Below are 17725 nucleotides of genomic sequence, written 5' to 3' on the forward strand. Positions count from 1 at the left end.
GGCCGAGGGCCGTACCCTTCTGCGGTTGGCCCGCGCGGTTCGCGCCGCTTGCCGGCGACATCGAAGGAGCGTGCGTTGACCGACCAGACCACCCTGGAGCAGGAGATCGCCGTCGAGCAACGGCACCTCGACCGGGTGTACGCCCGACTGGCCGAGTTACGGCAATCGGCGGTCCGCGCCGAGCGGGACGGCTACCGGATGGCCCGGGTGGGCACGTTCGGCGCGCTGGTCGAGCGCGACGCGATGGTCTTCCACGCCGCGCAACGGCGGCACACCCTGGACGCCGAGCACGAGGGGCTGGTCTTCGGCCGGCTGGACCTGCGGGACCGACAGGTGCTGCACGTCGGGCGGCTCGGCATCCGCGACGAGGACGCCACCACGCTGGTCGTCGACTGGCGGGCGCCGGCCGCCGCCGCCTTCTACCAGGCCACCCCGGCCCAGCCGCAGGGCGTGGTGCGCCGCCGCACGATCCAGTCCCGCAACGAGCGGGTCACCCGGATCGAGGACGACCTGCTGGACCCGACCGCCGCCCCGGAGGGGATGACGGTGGTGGGCGACGGCGCGCTGCTGGCCACCCTGTCCCGGGCCACCGGCCGGGGCATGCGCGACATCGTGGCGACCATCCAGCAGGAGCAGGACGAGGCGATCCGGTCGCCCGGCTCCGGGGTGACGATCGTCGCCGGCGGCCCGGGCACCGGCAAGACGGCGGTGGCCCTGCACCGGGCCGCGTACCTGCTCTACTCCGACCGCAGCCGGTACGCCGGGGGCGGCATCCTGGTGGTCGGCCCGTCCTCGGTCTTCGTCGAGTACATCGCCTCGGTGCTGCCCTCGCTCGGTGAGGACACCGCGACCCTGCACTCGCTGGGCACCCTCTTCCCGGGGATGACCGCCACCCGCACCGACCCGCCCGAGGTGGCCTCGGTGAAGGGCTCGTTGCGGATGCGCCGGGTGCTGGAGCGGGCGGTCCGGGACGCGGTGCCGGGTGGTCCGGGCGAGCTGCGGCTGCTCTACCGGGGCGGACTGCTGCGGCTGGACCGGGCCGAGCTGGACGGGATCCGGGACCGCGTGCTGCACCGGGGCGCCCGACGCAACGAGGTACGCCGGGCCGGTTTCGACGGGGTCTTCGCCGCGCTCTGGGCGCAGGCCCGGCGGATGAACCTCCGACTGCCGGAGCAGCCGGCGTTCGAGGCGGAGATCGCCGAGCGGCCGGAGTTCCGGGAGTTCCTCAAGGCGTGGTGGCCGCGGCTGCACCCCCGGCACGTACTCGGCTGGCTGGCCCGGCCGGACCGGCTGCACCGGTACGCCGGCGGGATCCTCTCCACGGCGGAGATCCGGCTGCTCAGCGCCGCGTACCAGGGCCTGGACGACGCCGGGCTGACCATCGCCGACGTGGCGCTGCTGGACGAGTTGGACGCGTTGCTCGGCAAGCCGGCACAGCCGGCCCGGGCGCGGCGCGACCCGTTCCAGCTCGCTGGCGGGGTTCGCGAGCTGAGCACCTTCGCCGACCGGCAGCGGGCCGCCCGGGCGTCGGCCCGGGAGCGTCCGGCGGACTACCGGGAGTACGCGCACGTGGTGGTGGACGAGGCACAGGACGTCTCGCCGATGCAGTGGCGCATGATCGGCCGGCGCGGCCGGTTGGCCTCCTGGACCGTGGTGGGCGATCCGGCGCAGACCGCGTGGACCGGCGACCCGGAGGAGCTGGACCGGGCCCGTGACCACGCGTTGGGCCGGCGCAAGCGGCACGATTTCACGCTGACCACCAACTACCGCAACTCGTCGGAGATCTTCGCGGTGGCGGCGGCGGAGATCCGCCGGCTCTACCCCGACCTGCTGCTGCCGACAGCCGTCCGCTCCACCGGGGTCGATCCGGTCGAGCTGGTGGTGCCCCCCACCGCGCTGGAGACCGCGATCGTGGAGGCGGCCACCGGCCTGCTGGCCGAGGTCGAGGGCACGGTCGGGGTGATCACGCCGGTCCCCCGCCGCGACGAGGTCGCCGGTTGGCTCGGCGTGCTCGGCGCGCCGCGGCTGCAGGTGGTGACCAGCCTGGAGGCCAAGGGCATGGAGTACGACGGGGTGGTGCTGGTCGCCCCGAGCGAGATCCGGGCGGATCCGGGCGCGGGCGTGCGCACCCTCTACGTCGCGCTCTCCCGGGCCACTCAGCGGCTCACCACCATCGACCCGATCGGCTGACCTGCGGCGGTAGCCCTCACCGGGCGACCGCCGGCCTTACACTTGCATACATAGCGATGTGCGCATACATTTGACCAAATCCGGACCGACGGCGGAGGGTGGTTTCGTGGGCGCAGGTCATGACCACCACCATGCGTCGGTCGCCAACGCCGCGCACCAGCACCGGGGCCGACTCTGGACGGCGTTCGGGCTGCTCGCCGCCCTGATGGTGGTCGAAGCGGTGGCCGCCTTCCACACCGGCTCACTGGCCCTGCTCTCCGACGCCGGGCACATGTTCACCGACGTGCTCGGCATCGGGATGGCGCTCGCCGCGATCACCGCCACCCAGCGAACCACGGGCGACCCGCAGCGCACCTTCGGGCTCTACCGGCTCGAGGTGCTCGCCGCACTGGCCAACGCCGTCCTGCTCTCCGGCGTGGCGGTCTACGTGGTGATCGAGGCGATCGGCCGGTTCGGCGACCCGCACGAGGTGCTGGCCGGCCCGATGCTCGCGGTGGCCACGCTCGGCCTGCTCGCCAATCTGGCCGCCTTCGCCCTGCTCCGCTCGGGTGCCCGGGAGAGCATCAACCTCCAGGGCGCCTACCTGGAGGTGCTCGGCGACCTGCTCGGCTCGCTCGGCGTGATCGGCGCGGCGCTGCTCATCCAGGTCACGGACTGGTGGTGGGCCGACCCGCTCGTCGCGGTCGCCATCGGCGTGTTCATCCTGCCGCGCACCTGGCGGCTGGGGCGGGCCGCGGTCCGCATCCTGGTGCAGGCCGCCCCGGAACACCTCCAGGTGACCGCCGTGCACGACCGGCTGGCCGCGGTGCCCGGCGTGGTCGAGGTGCACGACCTGCACGTCTGGACGCTCACCTCGGGCATGGAGGTGGCCTCCGCACACCTGACGATGGCGCCCGACGCGGAGGTCGGCGCGGTGCTCACCGCGGCGCGTACCGCCCTGCACGAAGACTTCCGGATCGAGCACGCGACGTTGCAGATCGAGCCCGGCGCCGCCCCTGGGGCCTGCGGTTCGATCCGGTGGTAACGCCTTTTTCTGGAGCTTTCCTCAACTTCGCCCGAATTTACCGTGACGACGCACGCACCGTCCGTCACATCGGCTGCATCAGTCCCACCGGCCCCGGTAGGCTCGGTCCCGGCCTCCACCCAGCGGCGCCCTAACGGCGCCGGTGGCGGCCGCCGCCTAATCGCCCGAGCGGGCGAACCGGGGAACCATGTTCCTGGGGTGCATCCGCGTCAGCGGTAGGGATCTTCCGTCCCGAACCCGTCAGCTAACCCGGTCGGCGGCTGACGGAAGGACATGCGTAGTGGCACCAGCACGACCGCCCGCCGCCCGATTGGCGGCCCTGATCGTCGCGATGCTCGCCCTCGGCGTCGCACTCCCGGCCGGCGCCGCCTCGGCCGCTCCCCAGACCGCCCTGCGGGCCGCCGCGGCACCCGACGGCGACGAGGAGGGTGGCACCCCGGCGCTGCGGGCCCAACTGGAGGCGGCCAGCAAGGGCTACCTGGACGCGAAGCGCGCCCTGGACACCTCCGTCCAGCGGCAGCAGCAGCTCACCACCCAACTGAAGACCACCGAGACCGAGCTGACCGAACGCAGCGGCAAGGTCGGCGAGATCGCCGGGGTGGCCTACCGCACCGGCCGGCTCGGCACGATGTCGGCCTTGCTCAACAGCAACACCCCGGAGGGCTTCATGGACCGGGCCGCCGCGCTGGACGCGGTCGCCGCCAACGAGGACCGGGTGCTGCGCGAACTGCTCGCCACCAAGGACGAGGCCAACCGCACCCGGGTGGCCCTGGACGGCGAGATCCGCGAACAGCGCAAGCAGGTCACCGTGATGGCCAAGCGCAAGGACCAGGCCGAACGGGCCCTGAAAGTGGCCACCACCAAGCCCCAGACCACGGCCGACAGCGGCTCCAACCGGGGCACCTCCGCCGCCAACGCCCAGGCCGCGCCGCGCAACTCCGACGGCTCCTGGCCGTCCGAGTCGTGCAGCGTCAACGACCCCACCCCGGCCACCGGCTGCATCACCCCGCGCACCCTGCACGCGCTCAACCAGGCCAAGGCCGCCGGCTTCACCCGGTACGTGTCCTGCCACCGCTCCGGCGGCTCCGGTGAACACCCGAAGGGCCGGGCCTGCGACTTCGCCGCGCAGACGAACGGCTTCGGCGGGGACGCCACCGGCGGCGACAAGACGTACGGCAACAACCTGGCCGCCTACTTCATCCGCAACGCCGACCGGCTCGCCGTGCTGTACGTGATCTGGTACCGGCAGATCTGGCTGCCCAGCAGCGGGTGGAAGTCGTACAGCGGGGCGGGTGGCGACCCGTCCAGCGACCACACCAACCACGTACACCTGTCGGTGTACTGACCCGACCCGGCCGGCGCCCCGCTGAGCGGGGCGCCGGCCGGAGTACGTCAGCGGGCGTACCCCGGATGTCGCCGGCGGTCGGACGACCCCGGCCGGGTCCGGCGGCAGCATCGCTCGTATGCGTCGACTACCGCCCACCGCCCGCAAGGCGCTGCTCACCCTGCACCTGGTCACGTCGCTCGGCTGGCTCGGCACCGACCTGGTGCTGCTCACCCTCGGCGTCGCGGCGCTGCGCGGTGCCGACCCGGCCGTCGTCTACCCGGCCGCCGCGTTGGTCGGCACCGTGCTGTTCGCTCCGCTGAGCGTGCTGGTCTGGCTGGTCGGCGTGGCCAGCGCAGTGCTCACCCCGTGGGGCCTGCTGCGCTACCGCTGGGTCCTGACCAAGCTGGTGATCACCACGGTGATGGTCGGCCTGGTGCTGTTCCTGCTCACCCCGAACCTGCGGCACGCCGGTGCGCTGGGCGTCGCCCTGCCCGCCCGGGATCGCGCCGACCTGGTGATCGCACCCGCGGTGTCGACCAGCCTGATGATCATTGCGACGGTGCTCTCCACGTACAAGCCGTGGGGGCGACGACCGGTCGCGCGGCCCACCGCCGCCGGCCGGACCGGCCGTGATCGGCAGGGCGCCGGGCCCGGCGCACGGCCCACCATCGAAGGCCGGGCCGCCCATGATCGCGCTACAACCAGGATGTAGTGGCCTCCAAGCCGAAGCAGGCCACTACATCCAGGATCGAGCGCGATCATGGCGCGGGCGCGGGCGCGGGGCGCGGCGCGGGGCGCGGTGTGAGCGGGGGCGCGGGGTGGGGTCAGGTGGGGGGTGGGGGGTCGTCGGGGCGGTCCAGGGCCGCGCCGAGGCGGGTGGCCAGGGCCAGGTGGGCCGCGCGGGCCTGGCGGAACGCGTACCGAAACAACCGAGCTGGTGCGGTCAGGGTGATCTCGACATCGATCCGGACCAGGCCGTCCGGCTCGGCACGCAGCCGGGTGTGGTTGTGCACCGTGGTGGCCGGCCACTGGCGGGCCACCGTGACGATCTCGTCGTCCTCGCTGATCAGCACGTCCGCCTGGTAGGTGGTGCGAAAGTGCAGCGGGCCGGCCACCAGCCGGTCGCTGATCGCGTAGCTGGCCCGGGCACCGGGCCGTGGCGGCAGCCTGCGGACCCGGACGATCAGCGGGTGCAGCTCGCCCTGCCGGGTCAGGTCGCTGAGCAACGCCGCCGCGTCAGAGGTTGAGGAGCGGGCCTGAACGGTGTAGCTGAAGGTATCGCTCCTGAGCACACCGTCTCCTGCCGTCGATGGTCGCCCGATCGTCCCGTACCCCGGTCGGGCTGGCAACGCCCGGAGGGACACCGGCCGATGCGATGCCGTTCGGGGCTTCCGTCGCACTAGGGTCGGTTAGCGAGTAATCACCGGCCGTGACGAGGGGCGGAAATCATGAACGGCTACGACCGGTGAGCGGACACGTGATGGTCTTCGCGCCCACACCGCAGCTGACGGTGACCGTCGACCAGCCGAGCGACCATCCCGAGCTGCACCTGCACCCCGGCGGGCAGGGCGTCTGGCAGGCCCGCATGGTGATGTCGCTCGGCGTCGACGTGGTGCTCTGCGCCGCACTCGGCGGCGAGATCGGCCAGGTGTTGGAGCCACTGCTGGTCAGCGAGGGGGTGGACCTCAAGGTGGTGGTCCGCGACTCCGGTAGCGGGGGGTACGTGCACGACCGTCGGGACGGGACCCGGCAGGAGATCGTCGACGTGCCCGGGCAGCCCCTGAGCCGGCACGAGCTCGACGAGCTGTACAACCTTGCCCTCGGCGAGGGCCTGCGGGCGTCGGTGAGCGTGCTCAGTGGCCCCAACGAGCCGTGGCTCGTCCCGGCCGATCTGTACCGGCGCTTCGCCGCCGACCTCGGCGCCAACGGCGGCCGGGTGGTGGTCGACCTCTCCGGCGATCACCTCGGCGCGGTGCTGGACAGCGGGGTGTTCTTCCTCAAGGTGAGCCACGAGGAACTGATCCGCGACGGCCGTGCTCGCAACGAGGACCGTACGGAGTTGAGCCGGGTGATGTACGACCTGCACGCCTCCGGCGCCGAGACGGTGGTGGTGAGCCGGGCCGACGAGCCGGCGCTGGCGCTCATCGACGGGGAGCTGTTCGAGGTGGAGATGCCCCGGTTGGAGGCCGCCGACCCGCGTGGAGCGGGCGATTCGATGACCGCTGGGGTGGCCGCCGTGGTGGCCGGCGGCGGAGACATCCGGACCGCCATCCGCACCGGCGCTGCCGCTGGGGCGCTGAACGTGACCCGGCACGGCCTGGGCACCGGGCGGTTGGACTCGATCACGGGCCTGGTGGAGCGGGTGCGGCTGGTTCCGGCGGACAGCCGTCAGCAGGAGCGGACCACCCCCGACGAGCTGGCCGACCGGGCGGTCGAGCGATGACGCTGCGGGTGCTGGTCACCAACGACGACGGGATCGCCGCACCGGGCATCCAGGCGCTGGCCTGGGCGGCGGCGCAGCGGGGCCTGGACGTGGTGGTGGCGGCGCCGCTGGAGGAGGCGAGTGGCACCAGCGCCGCGATGAGCGCCATGGAGCAGGACGGGCGGGTGGTGGTGCACGACCACCCGCTGCCGGAGCTGGCGGGTGTGCCCGCGTACGGGGTCGGCGGCTCCCCCGGCTTCATCACGCTGATCGCGCTGCACGGCGCGTTCGGCCCGCCGCCGTCGGTGGTGCTCTCGGGCATCAACCGGGGCGCCAACGCCGGCCGCGCCGTGCTGCACTCCGGCACGGTGGGTGCCGCCTTCACCGCCGCCACGAACGGCTGCCGGGCGATGGCGGTCTCGCTGGACGTACTCTCCGCGGGCGAGGCGACGGCCGCCAGCGGTGGTGCCGCCGTGGACGCCGCCGCCCTGGTACGCGACGCCGAGCGGCACTGGAGCACCGCCGCGCGGGTCGCCCTGGACCTGCTCCCCCGGCTGACCGCCGCGCCGCTGGAGAGCGTGCTCAACGTCAACACCCCGGACCTGCCGCACGGGCGGCTGCGCGGGGTGCGCCGGGGCACGCTGGCCAGTTTCGGTCAGGTGCAGATGACGGTGGCCGAAGCCGGGCACGGCTTCGTCCGCACCTCACTGGAGGAGCCGGGGCAGGCCGCACAGCCCGGCACGGATGTGGCGCTGCTGGCCGCCGGGTACGCCTCGGTGACGGCCATCCGGGCGGTCACCGAGATGACCGACGTCGACCTGACCGGTCTGGAGAAACAGCCCTGACGCGGGCGATGCCCCGGAGCTCGGGCACCGGGAGCGGCGCTCACGCGCCGGGGAGCACCTCGGGAGTGGCGGCGCCAGCGAAGTAGGGCTCCGGGGCGCCGAAGAGACCGAGCAGGCCGGTAACCCAGAGCTGCCGGTGCACGAACCGGCTCGGCTCGGTGACCACCAGCTTGACGCCGCTGACCTCGGCGGTCTGGAAGCCGGCGACCATCGCGCTGATGCCGACCGAGTCGATGAACGTAACCAGCCTCATGTTCAGCTCGATGCGGAGAGGGCGACCCTTGGCCAGCACCTCGGCGATCGCCTCGCGCACCTCGTACGCGGTATCGACGTCGATCTCGCCCCGCGGGGCGATCTCCACGACACCACCGGACAGAACCGACTTCACGATCGACAGGCTCACGAGCACCTCCACCCGCCCGTCCCCCGGGCGCCTCATCAGTACGCGGGCCGCGACCGAGAGTATTCCTCCGACGGCCTCGGTCGCCACCCCTCGGGATGAGCAATTCGCGGATTCGAGCACATGAAGTCGCTCATCTCCACAATTTTTCGTTATCTGATCACTCGACGACCGGTCGGAGCCGACGCGTCGCCGGACCAGGGTAGCGGTCCCGGCCCGACACAGCCGACAACCGGCCTGCCGGCCGTGCCGGGCCCGTGTGACACCGGCGTGTCGTGCCTCGTCCATGCGACTCGGATCCGCCCTACGGTTGCCGACGCCGCCTAGCATCGATCCGGACACCCGTCGCGACGGAGAGGATCATCGATGATCAAGAGACTGGCTGGGCTGGCCGGCGTCGGCGTCCTGCTCGCCCTCGTACTGGCCTGCGGTTTCGGTGGCGGAGGCGATGATGACGACGACGATGACGATGACTTCGCCCGAGGCGTCGCCGTGGTGGTGCTGCACTGAGGCGGCCAGTGAGCTGTGCCGGCGCGTTTGCGCCCAGCCGGCACGGGGCACTGCCGGGTGAGCGAGCCGTGATGCGCTGGACAGACGCCGAAGTCCCACCTGGCCGGCGGCTCCGGCACCCGAGGAGGTAACCACGATGTTCGGAACCAACCTGCTGGACCGCCGCAGCAAGCCGGAGCGGATCGCGGACCAGGCGTGGGAGCACCTGGTCTCCGCCGTCAGCTCCGCGGGAGACAGCGTACGGGACACCGCCCGCTCGGCCCGTCGCAGCAGCAGCGGCCTGGCCGACGAGGCGGGTGACCTGGTGGGCTCCGCCGCCGACGAGGCGCGGCGCCGGGCCTCGCTGGCCTTCGACGCGCTCGCCGGCCGCCAGCCGGCACTGCCCTGGACGCTGCTGATCGGCGCGGCGCTGGTCGGCGCGGCGGTTGGCTGGGCCGTCGGCTCCGCCGCCCGGGCCGCCGGCAGCCGGGACGACCGCGCGGTGGACGACGTCGAGTTCGTCGACGTCGACCGCCCCAACACCCCCATCGGCCTGGACGGCTGACCCACCACGCACGCCATGGGCTCCGCTCGACCACCGGTCGAGCGGAGCCCATTTCCATTCCCAGCCCCGGCCGGGGTGGGGCCGATCCGCCGGGGCGCCGGATCCCTCAGGCAGCCCCGGCGGACCGGTGCAGGGGGTGATCCGGGCGCCGCCGACCGCGCCCGGACCACCCGGTCAGCGACTCGTGCAGGTGATGGTGGCCGGTGGCGTGTTGCTGCCGGTCCACGAGCCGAGGAAGCCGGCAGTGGTGCTGGCCCCGGCACCGAGCCCGCCGTTCCAACCACTGTCCCGGACGGAGACGACCGCGCCGGTCTGGGTGTACGTGCCGCCCCAGAGTTGGGTGACCCGCTGGCCGTCCGCGAAGGTCCAGCCCAGCGTCCAACCGGCGATGGGCGCGCTGCCCGGATTGCGCACCACCAGCTCGGCCTGGAAACCACCCGACCACGAGCCGGTCACCCGGTACGTCGCCGCGCATCCACCGGTGGGCGGCGGCGTGGTCGGCGGAGGAGTGGTTGGCGGCGGAGTGGTCGGTGTCGGGGTTGGCCCAGGGCCCCCGGTGCGGTCGGCGACCAGGATGCCGCGCCCGTTGGTGCCGAGGTAGACCCGGCCGTAGACGCGCGGATCCCCGGTCAGCGCCTCGGTCGGGTTGCCGTACTGGTGCCGGTCGTCGTTGATCCGTACCCAACTCGCGCCGCCGTCGTCGGAGCGGTGCACGCCGGGCTGACCGTCCACCGTGCCGTACAGGAAGACGGCGGGGTTGGTCCGCCCGGGCGCCGCCTTGCCGAAGCCGACGTTGCCGGCGGCGCTGACGCCAGCCAGCTTGGTGAGGCTGGCACCGGCGTCGGTGGACCGCCAGAGCCCGCCCGGCCCGGCCAGCCACAGCTCGCCCGCCCGGCCCGGCAGCGCCTTGAACCGCACGTCGGAGGTGGGCAGCCCGGTCGCCGCCGTGGCGGCGAAGCTCGCCCCGCCGTCGGTGCTCAGGTAGACCCGCCCGCCGCTGAAGCCGTAGAAGCGGTTCGGGTCGACCCGGTCGGACTCGACCGTCGCGTTGGCCGGGATACCGGCGGACGGCGTCCACGAGGTGCCGAACCCGACCGAGTGGACCACCGGCTGGCCGGCGTCGCCCGGCGCCCAGACGAACCGGCTGCCATCGGCCGCGGCGGCGACCGTGCCGCCGGCGTTGACCCCCGCCGGCTCGGTGCCCTGGAACCAGTTGGCGCCGCCGTCGGTGGAGAAGGCGACGTGGCTGTCGGCGGGTCGGTCGGCGTCGGTGAAGTTGCCGGCCCGGACCAGCACGGCCGGTCTGGTCTCGGCGTAGTCCAGGCTGGTGGTGGTCGTGAAGACCGGCTGGGTGAAGAGCATCGACGGGACCGCGTCCAGGTCGGTGTGCCGGAATCCGCCGATGTCGCCGAGCGCGCTGATCAGCGGTGCGACGCTGGGCGGGCTGACCAGATCGAGCACGGCGGTCTCCTCCAGCCCACGGGCCATCGGCCGGATCGTGAACTGGCCGCCGGTGTCCCACCTGGTGAGGTCCGTGGTGCCGTAGATGGTGGCGCCGGTGCCGTACATCATCCGGTTGGAGTCGTGCGGGTCGATCTCCATCGACTCGTTCATCCAGCCGAGCTTGGGTGCCTCCTCCGGCGGGGCCGGGTTCGTGCCGAAGGTCAACCAGGGCACCGAGCTGACGTCCATCGTGTAGCGACGGGTCTTCTCCGGGTAGTTGCTGAACTCCCAGATCCGGCTCCAGGTCGCCCCGCCGTCGGTGCTGCCGAAGAAGATCGCGTCCGGCCACCAGGAGACCTGGGTGGCCACCAGCAGCGTGTTCGGGTGCTGCCGGTCGATGGTCAGGCCGCTGTAGCCGAAGTAGGCGTCCGCGCTGGTGGACGGCACCGGGCTGATCCGCGTCCAGACCCCGGTGGACCGGGTGAACTTCCAGACGTCACCCTTGCCGCCGTCGTACGGGCCGCCGGTGTCGCTGGTGGCGATGTAGAGGGGGCCGCCGACCGGGTCGACGACGCCCTTGTGGGCCAGGTAGCCGGTGGGCTGGCCGGGGATGCGCGTCCAGCTGACGCCCCCGTCGGTGCTGCGGTAGACGGGGTTCTCCTTGTCCGCCACGCCCACGTAGATGGTCTGCGTGGCGGAGCCGGCGGTGCCCGTGCTCTTGTCGAAGCTGACCCAGGTCAGGCCCTGGTTCTGCCCGTTGTACCCGTTCGGGTCGCTGGGGTCGGCCCGGTAGTTGCCGGCGTTCGGGAAGGCGGTGACCCGGGCCCAGGTCGCGCCGTGGTCGGTGCTGCGCCACAGCCCGTGGCCGCCCTCGGCGCCGTAGTAGACGATGTTGTTCCGGTTGGGGTCGACGGCCAGCCGCTCCCCCATCGCCCGGCCCGGCATGTTGCCGCCGTTCTTGAACGGCAACTCGGTGACCTGCCAGGTGGCACCCTTGTCGGCCGAGCGCAGGATCGCGCCGTTGTTCGGGTCCCAGCCGTTGGTGTACATGCCGACCGCCGCGTACACCCGGTTGGTCTGTACGGGGTCGGTGGCGATGCTGACGACTCCGTTGTAGCCCCACCGGTCGGCGCCCACCCAGTCGAGCAACGGCGTCCACGACTGGCTGGCCTGCTCCCAGCGGTACGCCCCGCCGATGTCCGTCCGGGCGTAGATCAGGTTCTTCTCGGTGGGGTTGAAGACGATGCCGGGCACGAAGCCGCCGCCGTCGATCCGGACGTTCCGCCAGGTGTACGCCTCCGCGGCGGCCAGGGCTGAACCGGCGACCGGGGCCGAACCGGCGGCGGTGAACGGGATCGCCACGACGGCCGTGGCGACAGCCAGCGCGGACACGACCGCACCGGCGAGACTTCTCCGCATCTGCGGTTCCTCTCGGGATGGACGCCCGGGGACGGGGTCGACCGGGTGGTGACGTCGTCGCCCGGGGGACGGGCACGACGCTGGGAACGGGCTGGAGCTGCCCTGGCTCCCGCCACCCGACGCGACGGCTCCCGCGATCGAGGAACGCGATTACCGTAACCGATCCCTGACCACTTTGGAAGCGCTCCCACCATCGATGCCCATGCCCCTGCACGGGCACCCGGCCGTGCCGTCACCCGCTCAGGGCGAGGCCGAGTCACCCCGGGCGGCGGCAGGCTCTACCAACGGCGGACCTCCGGCCCCGGCCGTCGCCCGGTCCGCCACCCACGCACCCGAGGAGGGACAGATGGCCATCGCGACGATCAGCCGCACCGACCAGGACATCCAGTCCGCCGTACTCGACGAGCTGACCTGGGAACCACGGGTGCAGCCGCACGAGATCGGCGTGACCGTCGCCGAGGGCGTCGTCACGCTGACCGGGCGGGTGGACAGCTATGCGAAGAAGTGGGCCGCCGAGCGGGCCGCGCACCGGGTCGTCCGGGTCCGGGCGGTCGCCAACGACCTGGCCGTGCGGCTGCCCGGCGGCGCCGAGCGCGCCGACCCCGATCTGGCCGCAGCGGCCGGTAACGCGCTGGAATGGGACGCGTTCGTACCCATCGAGAAACTCCAGGTCACCGTCTCGGCCGGCTGGGTGACGCTGCACGGCGAGGTCGAGTGGGAGTACCAGCGGCGGGCCGCCGAGCGGGCAGTCTGCCGGCTGAACGGCGTACGCGGGGTGAGTAACGGCATCACCGTCCGCCCGGCCGCCCCGCCGGACGGCCGAAACGTGGCCGACCGGATCGTCGACGCGCTCGCCCGGGCCGGGGCCACCGAAGTCGAGCGGATCAGCGTCCGGGTGCACGGCGACACGGCGATACTCGCCGGGCTGGTGCACTCGATGCCCGAGCGGGCCGAGGTGGAGCAGGTGGTCTGGTCCGCGCCGGGCATCCGGGAGGTGCAGAACCACATCGCGGTCGCCCCGGGGCTGGGCTGAGCGCAAGCGCGGAACCACCCGGGGCGGGTGAGCCGGCCTCACCCGCCCCGGGAGCAGGCTCGGGGCATGAGTGATCCGAACGGGCTGATCCAACCGGGGCGCCCGGCGCCCCGCTTCACCGTGCCGGGCACACCGGACGGGCGTCTGACCAGTCCCGAGCAGTTCCTCGGACGGCCGGTCGTGCTCGCCTTCTACCCCGCCGACTGGAGCCCGGTCTGCGGCGACCAGATGTCGCTCTACCAGGCGGCGGCACCGGTGTTCGACCAGTACCAGGCGGTGGTGCTCGGCCTCTCGGTGGACAGCATCTGGTCGCACCGGGCGTTCGCGGAGAGCCGGGGCATCACGTTCCCGCTGCTGTCCGACTTCGAGCCCAAGGGCGAGGTGGCCCGCCGGTACGGCGCGTACACCCCGCAGGGCGAGGCGGCCCGGGCACTGGTGGTGCTCGACCCGGCCGGGACGGTGGCCTGGAGCCACCTGTCCCCGCCCGACGTCAACCCGGGCGCGGACGGCATCATCGACGCCCTGGACCGGCTCACCGCCGATCGGAAGGTGGCCGCCGGATGACCACGCCACTGCAGGTCACCGCCCGACTCCGCGACCCGGTGACCGAAGATGACCACGTCCGGGGGCCGGCAGACGCGGCGGTGACCATCGTCGAGTACGGCGACTTCCAGTGCCAGTTCTGTGGCGCCGCGTACCCCAACCTGCACGAGATGCTGCGGCAGCGGGCCGACACGGTGCGGATGGTGTACCGCTACTTCCCGATCGCCAACGTGCACCCGTACGCCGAACGCGCCGCCGAGACGGCCGAGGCCGCCGCGGCCCGGGGCAGGTTCTGGGAGATGCACGACTGGCTCTACGAGCACCAGGACCAACTGGACCCGGTGCACCTCTCGCTCGGCGTCGAGCAGCTCGGGCTGCCGCCGGACGAGCTGAACGCGGAGGTGGAGAACTGGGTGCACGCCGACCGGGTACGCCGGGACTTCGTCGGCGGGATCCGCAGCGGGGTGAACGGCACTCCCACCCTCTTCGTCAACGAGGTCCGGCACGAGGGTGGATACGACCTGCCCGACCTGCTGGCCGCGGTGGACGCTGCCGCCAACCCCTGACCCCGGACGCGGCGCGGCGGCCGACGACCCGCCCGTCGCTCAGATCAGCCGCAGCTCACGCGCCCGCCGGACCGCCTCACGCCGGCGGGTCGCGTCGAGCTTGCGGTAGATGTTGCGCACGTGGGTCTTCACCGTGTTGACCGAGAGCGACAGCTCGCTGGCGATCTCCACGTTGGACAGGATGCTCTGCAGGTAGCGCAGGATGGTCAACTCCCGCTCGGTGAGCGGCTCGTCGAGCGTACCCCCCGGTTCGGCCGCCGGCCGGGCCGTGGTCTGCTCGGCGCCCCGGATCAGGTCGCTGACCAGTGAGAAGTGTGCGGTGCCCGCATCGAGGTGCGCGGCCAACAGGTCCCGCACCGGCGGTTCGGCACGGGTGAAGACCCGCCGGCAGCCCTGCGGACCGGCCAGGTCGAGCACCTGCTCCAGGATCCGGCCGGCCCGACGCCCATCCCCACCCCGCTCGGCCAGCACCGCGTCCAGCAGTCCGGCGTCCAGGCGTACCGGCAGGGGCCAGGCCGCGGCCGGCAGCGCCTGCCAGTCCGGCAACGCCCGCCCGGCGGCGCCCGCGTCCCCGGCCCGCAGCTCCACCCGGGCCAGCGTGACCGCGAGTGCCGGAGCGGCCCCGTCCTCGGTGGCACCCGCCAGCAGGTCGCGGGCGGTGTCCAGGTCGCCCCGCTCGGCACGCAGGTCGGCCTCGGCGGCGCGCAGCAGGCTCGCCAACTCGGCGGCGGCCGGCCGGTCGGTCAACGACTCCCGGGCCCGGACGAGCAGCCGCTGGCCAGCGGCCGGGTCGCCGGCGTCGCGGTGCAGTTGGGCCCGACACAGCGCGGCCACCATGGCGGCCACCGGCTCGCCGGGCGGTCCCGCCGACCAGTCGTCCCCCGACTCCGCCTGCGCGGAGCCGGCAGGGCCGGTCGCCGGGGCGGCAAGGGCGAGGTTGGCCGCGGCCTCCTCGGACTGGTCACGATGCAGCGCCACGAGGGCCAGCGCCAGGTAGGCGTAGCCACAGTCGAGCCGGCAGGACCAGCCCTGGCGGGGCGGCGTGCCCAGCACGTCCCGGGCGGCCTGCTCGGCCGCGCGCAACTCGCCGCGCACCGCGAGAAGCAGCGCGCAGCGGCTCGCGGCGACCAGCTCCGTACGGGGCCGACCGGCCTCCCGGGCCGCCGCCCGGGCCCGGACGAACCGGGCGTGGGGCAGCGCACCGCCGGCCAGCTCGACCAACCCCAGCGCGGTACCCGTGAAGGCCCGCAGGTCCGCGTCCTCGGCAGCGCTGCCTCCCACGACGGTCTGCGCGGGGTTCGGCACACCGGTCGGCGTCGCCCCGGGCGGACGGGTCCGCAGCAGCCGGGCGGCGGCGGCCCGGACCTCCACCGGATCGTCGGCGAGCCGGGCCACGGTCAACTCCAGCGCGGTGGCCAGTCGCAGGAAACGGTCCCGGCGCGGCATCGGCAGGCCACCGGCGTACGCGGCGGCGGTACGCAGGTGACCGGTGGCCGCTGGCAGGTCACCGGCGTACGCCCGCTCGGCGGCGCAGGCCAGGGCAACCTCGGGATCGACGCGGACGACCTCCGGCGGTGGGGACCCGGGCGCCGGGCCGCTCACCGGCTCGCGGTCGTACCGGGTCAGCTCCGGCCAGTGCGCGACGAACAGGTCGCCGGCCCGATTCCACCGGCCGGCGGCCAGCGCATGCCAGAGCCCGTCGGCCGGGCGCCCGTCGCCGGCGTACCAGTCGGCCGCCCGCGCGTGCAGCTCGCGCAGCTCGTCGGCGGGCAGCCGGGCCAGCTCGGCCCGGAGGAGGTCGGCCAGCAGCGGGTCACAGCGGTACCAGGGCGGGCGGCTGTCCTCCCGGTGGAGCAGACCGCCAGCCCCGGCCAGGTCGGCCAGCACCCGCCCGGCGTCGGCGCGGCCGGTCAACGCCTCGGCCAGGTCGGCGCAGACCGTCTCGGCGAGGGCGGTGCGGCGCAGCAGGTCCCGGTCGGCCGGCTCGATCTCGGCGAGCACCTCCTCGTGCAGGTAACCGGCGATTTCCGGTTGGTCGCCACCGAACTGCCCCACCCAGCGCTCCGGGTCCGGCTGCCCACGCAACGCCAACGCGGCGATGCGCAGCGCTGCCGGCCAGCCACCGCTGCGCTCGCGCAGACGGTGCACGGCGGTGGCCGGCAGCGGCGCGCCGTGCGCGGTGAGCAGGTCGGCCACCTCGTCGTCGGTGAAGGCCAGCTCGTCGGGGCCGATCTCGGTCAGCTCGCCGGCGAGGCGCAGCCGGTGCAGGGCCAGTGGCAGCCCGGCCCGGGCACCGACCACCAGGTGCAACCGCTGGTCGGCGTGCCGGAGCAGGAACTCCAGTCCGGTCAGCGCCGCCGGGTCGGCGACCCGGTGCAGGTCGTCCAGGACCAGCAGCACCGGTCGGTCGGAGGCGGCGAGCGCGGCGGCCAGTACTTCCAGCTGGTCGGGGCGTGGCGCCCGGTCGGGTACTGGCGCCAACGGGCCGTCGTCCGCCGGCCCGGTGGCCGCGCGCAGCGCCGCCGCCAGGTACGCCCAGAGCCGGTCGCCGTCGTCGCCAGCCTCCACCGACACCCACGCCGGCCCCGGTCCGGCCTCGGGCGTGCCAGCGGCCAGCCGTACCCAGGAGGCGAGCAGAGTGGTCTTGCCCCAGCCGGCGGGGGCGGCAACCAGGGTGACGGGTCCTGCGCTGCCCTCGTCGAGACTGCGCAGCAGCCGGGGCCGGGCCACCACCGGTTCGGGCGGCACGGCCGGGGTCAGCCGGGACGCCAGCAGCGGCGGGTCGGCTGGGCGCCCCGGCGCGGTGCCCACCCGCGCGCGATCCTGCTGTTCCGGCACCCGGCACCCACCCCCATCGACGCGTTCCACCCCCCGGTCGGCGAGCGGTTACCCGGCCCGCACCGGTTCACCCCTTCCGGGCGAGCCCGCTTCACCCGGTGCCGACCGACGGTCGAGGGACGTGGACCGGAAGGACGGGTGGGGCCGATGGGACGGCTGGTGCGGGCGGGATCCGCCCTCGGCGGCGCGGCGCTGGTCGGGGCGGCGCGGCTGCTCCGCGTACCCCGGTGGCGCGGCCGGACCGGCGCGGACGGCGACCCCGCCGCGCGGGCCCGTTGGGAGGTCGTGACGGTGGGCCGGCCGCCGGAGCGGGTGCTACCTGGCGGCCGGTGGCCCGAGCCGCTGCGCCGCCTCGACGGCGCGGTCGAGGTGCGCATGCGGCCGGCGCCGGGCGACCGGGGCACCGAGCTGGCCGCCCGCCCACTGGCCGGCGCCACCCCGACCGTGGGGCTGGCCGCGCACCTGGTCGGCGATGATCCGGGGCTGCTGGTCCGCCGGACGTTGCGTCAGGTCAAGCAGCACATCGAGACCGGCGAGGTGCTGCGCGCGGACCGGTCCGCCCTGGACCGCCCCCCACACGCCGGGTGAGGACGCCCCCCAGATTCACCTCTGTCATGATCT

16 protein-coding genes and 1 riboswitch are annotated in these 17725 nt (G+C 73.8%); of the genes, 12 read left to right on the plus strand and 4 right to left on the minus strand.

The features are described 5' to 3' along the window. The first annotated feature begins 75 nt into the window (after positions 1 to 75). The 4 genes from OG470_RS36015 (at position 76) to OG470_RS36030 (ending at position 5253) form a co-directional block, all read left to right on the plus strand. On the plus strand, positions 76 to 2190 hold the full coding sequence (locus OG470_RS36015) for a HelD family protein (RefSeq protein WP_328419088.1): 2115 nt from the start codon (positions 76 to 78) through the stop codon (positions 2188 to 2190). Between the two features lie 106 nt (positions 2191 to 2296). After that, positions 2297 to 3214 (plus strand): cation diffusion facilitator family transporter, encoded by a 918-nt coding sequence (locus tag OG470_RS36020; RefSeq protein ID WP_328419090.1) that lies wholly within the window; start codon positions 2297 to 2299, stop codon positions 3212 to 3214. Between the two features lie 143 nt (positions 3215 to 3357). Next, positions 3358 to 3489, plus strand: a riboswitch (cyclic di-AMP (ydaO/yuaA leader). A gap of 5 nt (positions 3490 to 3494) precedes the next feature. After that, the gene (locus OG470_RS36025) at positions 3495 to 4559 is read left to right on the plus strand and encodes a coiled-coil domain-containing protein (RefSeq protein ID WP_442931023.1); all 1065 of its coding nucleotides are present in this window, start codon (positions 3495 to 3497) and stop codon (positions 4557 to 4559) included. A 118-nt stretch (positions 4560 to 4677) separates the two neighbouring features. After that, entirely contained in the window at positions 4678 to 5253 is a 576-nt protein-coding gene (locus OG470_RS36030) for a hypothetical protein (protein ID WP_328419092.1), read from the plus strand. 112 nt (positions 5254 to 5365) lie between these two features. Here OG470_RS36030 and OG470_RS36035 read toward each other — a convergent pair whose 3' ends face one another. Continuing rightward, positions 5366 to 5833, minus strand: coding sequence for an SRPBCC family protein (locus OG470_RS36035; RefSeq protein ID WP_328419094.1), 468 nt, complete (start codon positions 5831 to 5833; stop codon positions 5366 to 5368). 173 nt (positions 5834 to 6006) lie between these two features. Between OG470_RS36035 and OG470_RS36040 the strand changes: the two genes are divergently transcribed. Then, positions 6007 to 6984, plus strand: coding sequence for a PfkB family carbohydrate kinase (locus OG470_RS36040; RefSeq protein ID WP_328419097.1), 978 nt, complete (start codon positions 6007 to 6009; stop codon positions 6982 to 6984). After that, positions 6981 to 7808 (plus strand): 5'/3'-nucleotidase SurE, encoded by an 828-nt coding sequence (surE, locus tag OG470_RS36045; protein WP_328419099.1) that lies wholly within the window; start codon positions 6981 to 6983, stop codon positions 7806 to 7808. The genes OG470_RS36040 and surE overlap by 4 nt, the downstream gene beginning before the upstream one ends. Before the next feature lie 40 nt (positions 7809 to 7848). Here the strand turns inward: surE and OG470_RS36050 are convergent, their stop codons facing one another. Continuing rightward, positions 7849 to 8211, minus strand: a complete 363-nt coding sequence (locus tag OG470_RS36050; RefSeq protein ID WP_130403378.1) for an STAS domain-containing protein — start codon at positions 8209 to 8211, stop codon at positions 7849 to 7851. Between the two features lie 363 nt (positions 8212 to 8574). Here OG470_RS36050 and OG470_RS36055 point away from each other — a divergent pair, with 363 nt between their 5' ends. Beyond that, positions 8575 to 8718 carry a hypothetical protein gene (locus tag OG470_RS36055; RefSeq protein WP_328419101.1) on the plus strand — a complete coding sequence of 48 codons (144 nt, stop codon included), beginning with the start codon at positions 8575 to 8577 and terminating at the stop codon, positions 8716 to 8718. A gap of 136 nt (positions 8719 to 8854) precedes the next feature. Continuing rightward, on the plus strand, positions 8855 to 9262 hold the full coding sequence (locus OG470_RS36060; RefSeq protein WP_328419103.1) for a hypothetical protein: 408 nt from the start codon (positions 8855 to 8857) through the stop codon (positions 9260 to 9262). 174 nt (positions 9263 to 9436) lie between these two features. On the opposite strand, the gene OG470_RS36065 is transcribed toward OG470_RS36060, so the two are convergent. Then, the gene (locus tag OG470_RS36065; protein WP_328419105.1) at positions 9437 to 12124 is read right to left on the minus strand and encodes a cellulose binding domain-containing protein; all 2688 of its coding nucleotides are present in this window, start codon (positions 12122 to 12124) and stop codon (positions 9437 to 9439) included. A 346-nt stretch (positions 12125 to 12470) separates the two neighbouring features. On the opposite strand from OG470_RS36065, the gene OG470_RS36070 reads away from it, so the two are divergent. The 3 genes from OG470_RS36070 to OG470_RS36080 all read left to right on the plus strand — a co-directional run bounded on the left by OG470_RS36070 (position 12471) and on the right by OG470_RS36080 (position 14266). Further along, positions 12471 to 13157: a BON domain-containing protein gene (locus OG470_RS36070; RefSeq protein WP_328419108.1), complete on the plus strand. Its 687-nt coding sequence runs from the start codon at positions 12471 to 12473 to the stop codon at positions 13155 to 13157. A gap of 66 nt (positions 13158 to 13223) precedes the next feature. Beyond that, complete coding sequence (locus tag OG470_RS36075; RefSeq protein ID WP_328419110.1) at positions 13224 to 13721, plus strand: redoxin domain-containing protein; 498 nt, start codon at positions 13224 to 13226, stop codon at positions 13719 to 13721. Continuing rightward, positions 13718 to 14266 (plus strand): DsbA family protein, encoded by a 549-nt coding sequence (locus OG470_RS36080; protein WP_328419112.1) that lies wholly within the window; start codon positions 13718 to 13720, stop codon positions 14264 to 14266. The genes OG470_RS36075 and OG470_RS36080 overlap by 4 nt, the downstream gene beginning before the upstream one ends. 39 nt (positions 14267 to 14305) lie before the next feature. On the opposite strand, the gene OG470_RS36085 is transcribed toward OG470_RS36080, so the two are convergent. Beyond that, a complete protein-coding gene (locus OG470_RS36085) occupies positions 14306 to 17104 on the minus strand; it encodes a LuxR C-terminal-related transcriptional regulator (protein ID WP_328419114.1) in 2799 nt (932 codons plus the stop codon). Positions 17105 to 17251: 147 nt separating this feature from the next. Here OG470_RS36085 and OG470_RS36090 point away from each other — a divergent pair, with 147 nt between their 5' ends. Then, complete coding sequence (locus OG470_RS36090) at positions 17252 to 17692, plus strand: hypothetical protein (RefSeq protein WP_328419116.1); 441 nt, start codon at positions 17252 to 17254, stop codon at positions 17690 to 17692. Positions 17693 to 17725 lie beyond the last annotated feature (33 nt).

The sequence above is a fragment of the Micromonospora sp. NBC_00389 genome (assembly GCF_036059255.1).
In the GTDB taxonomy this organism is placed as follows: domain Bacteria; phylum Actinomycetota; class Actinomycetes; order Mycobacteriales; family Micromonosporaceae; genus Micromonospora.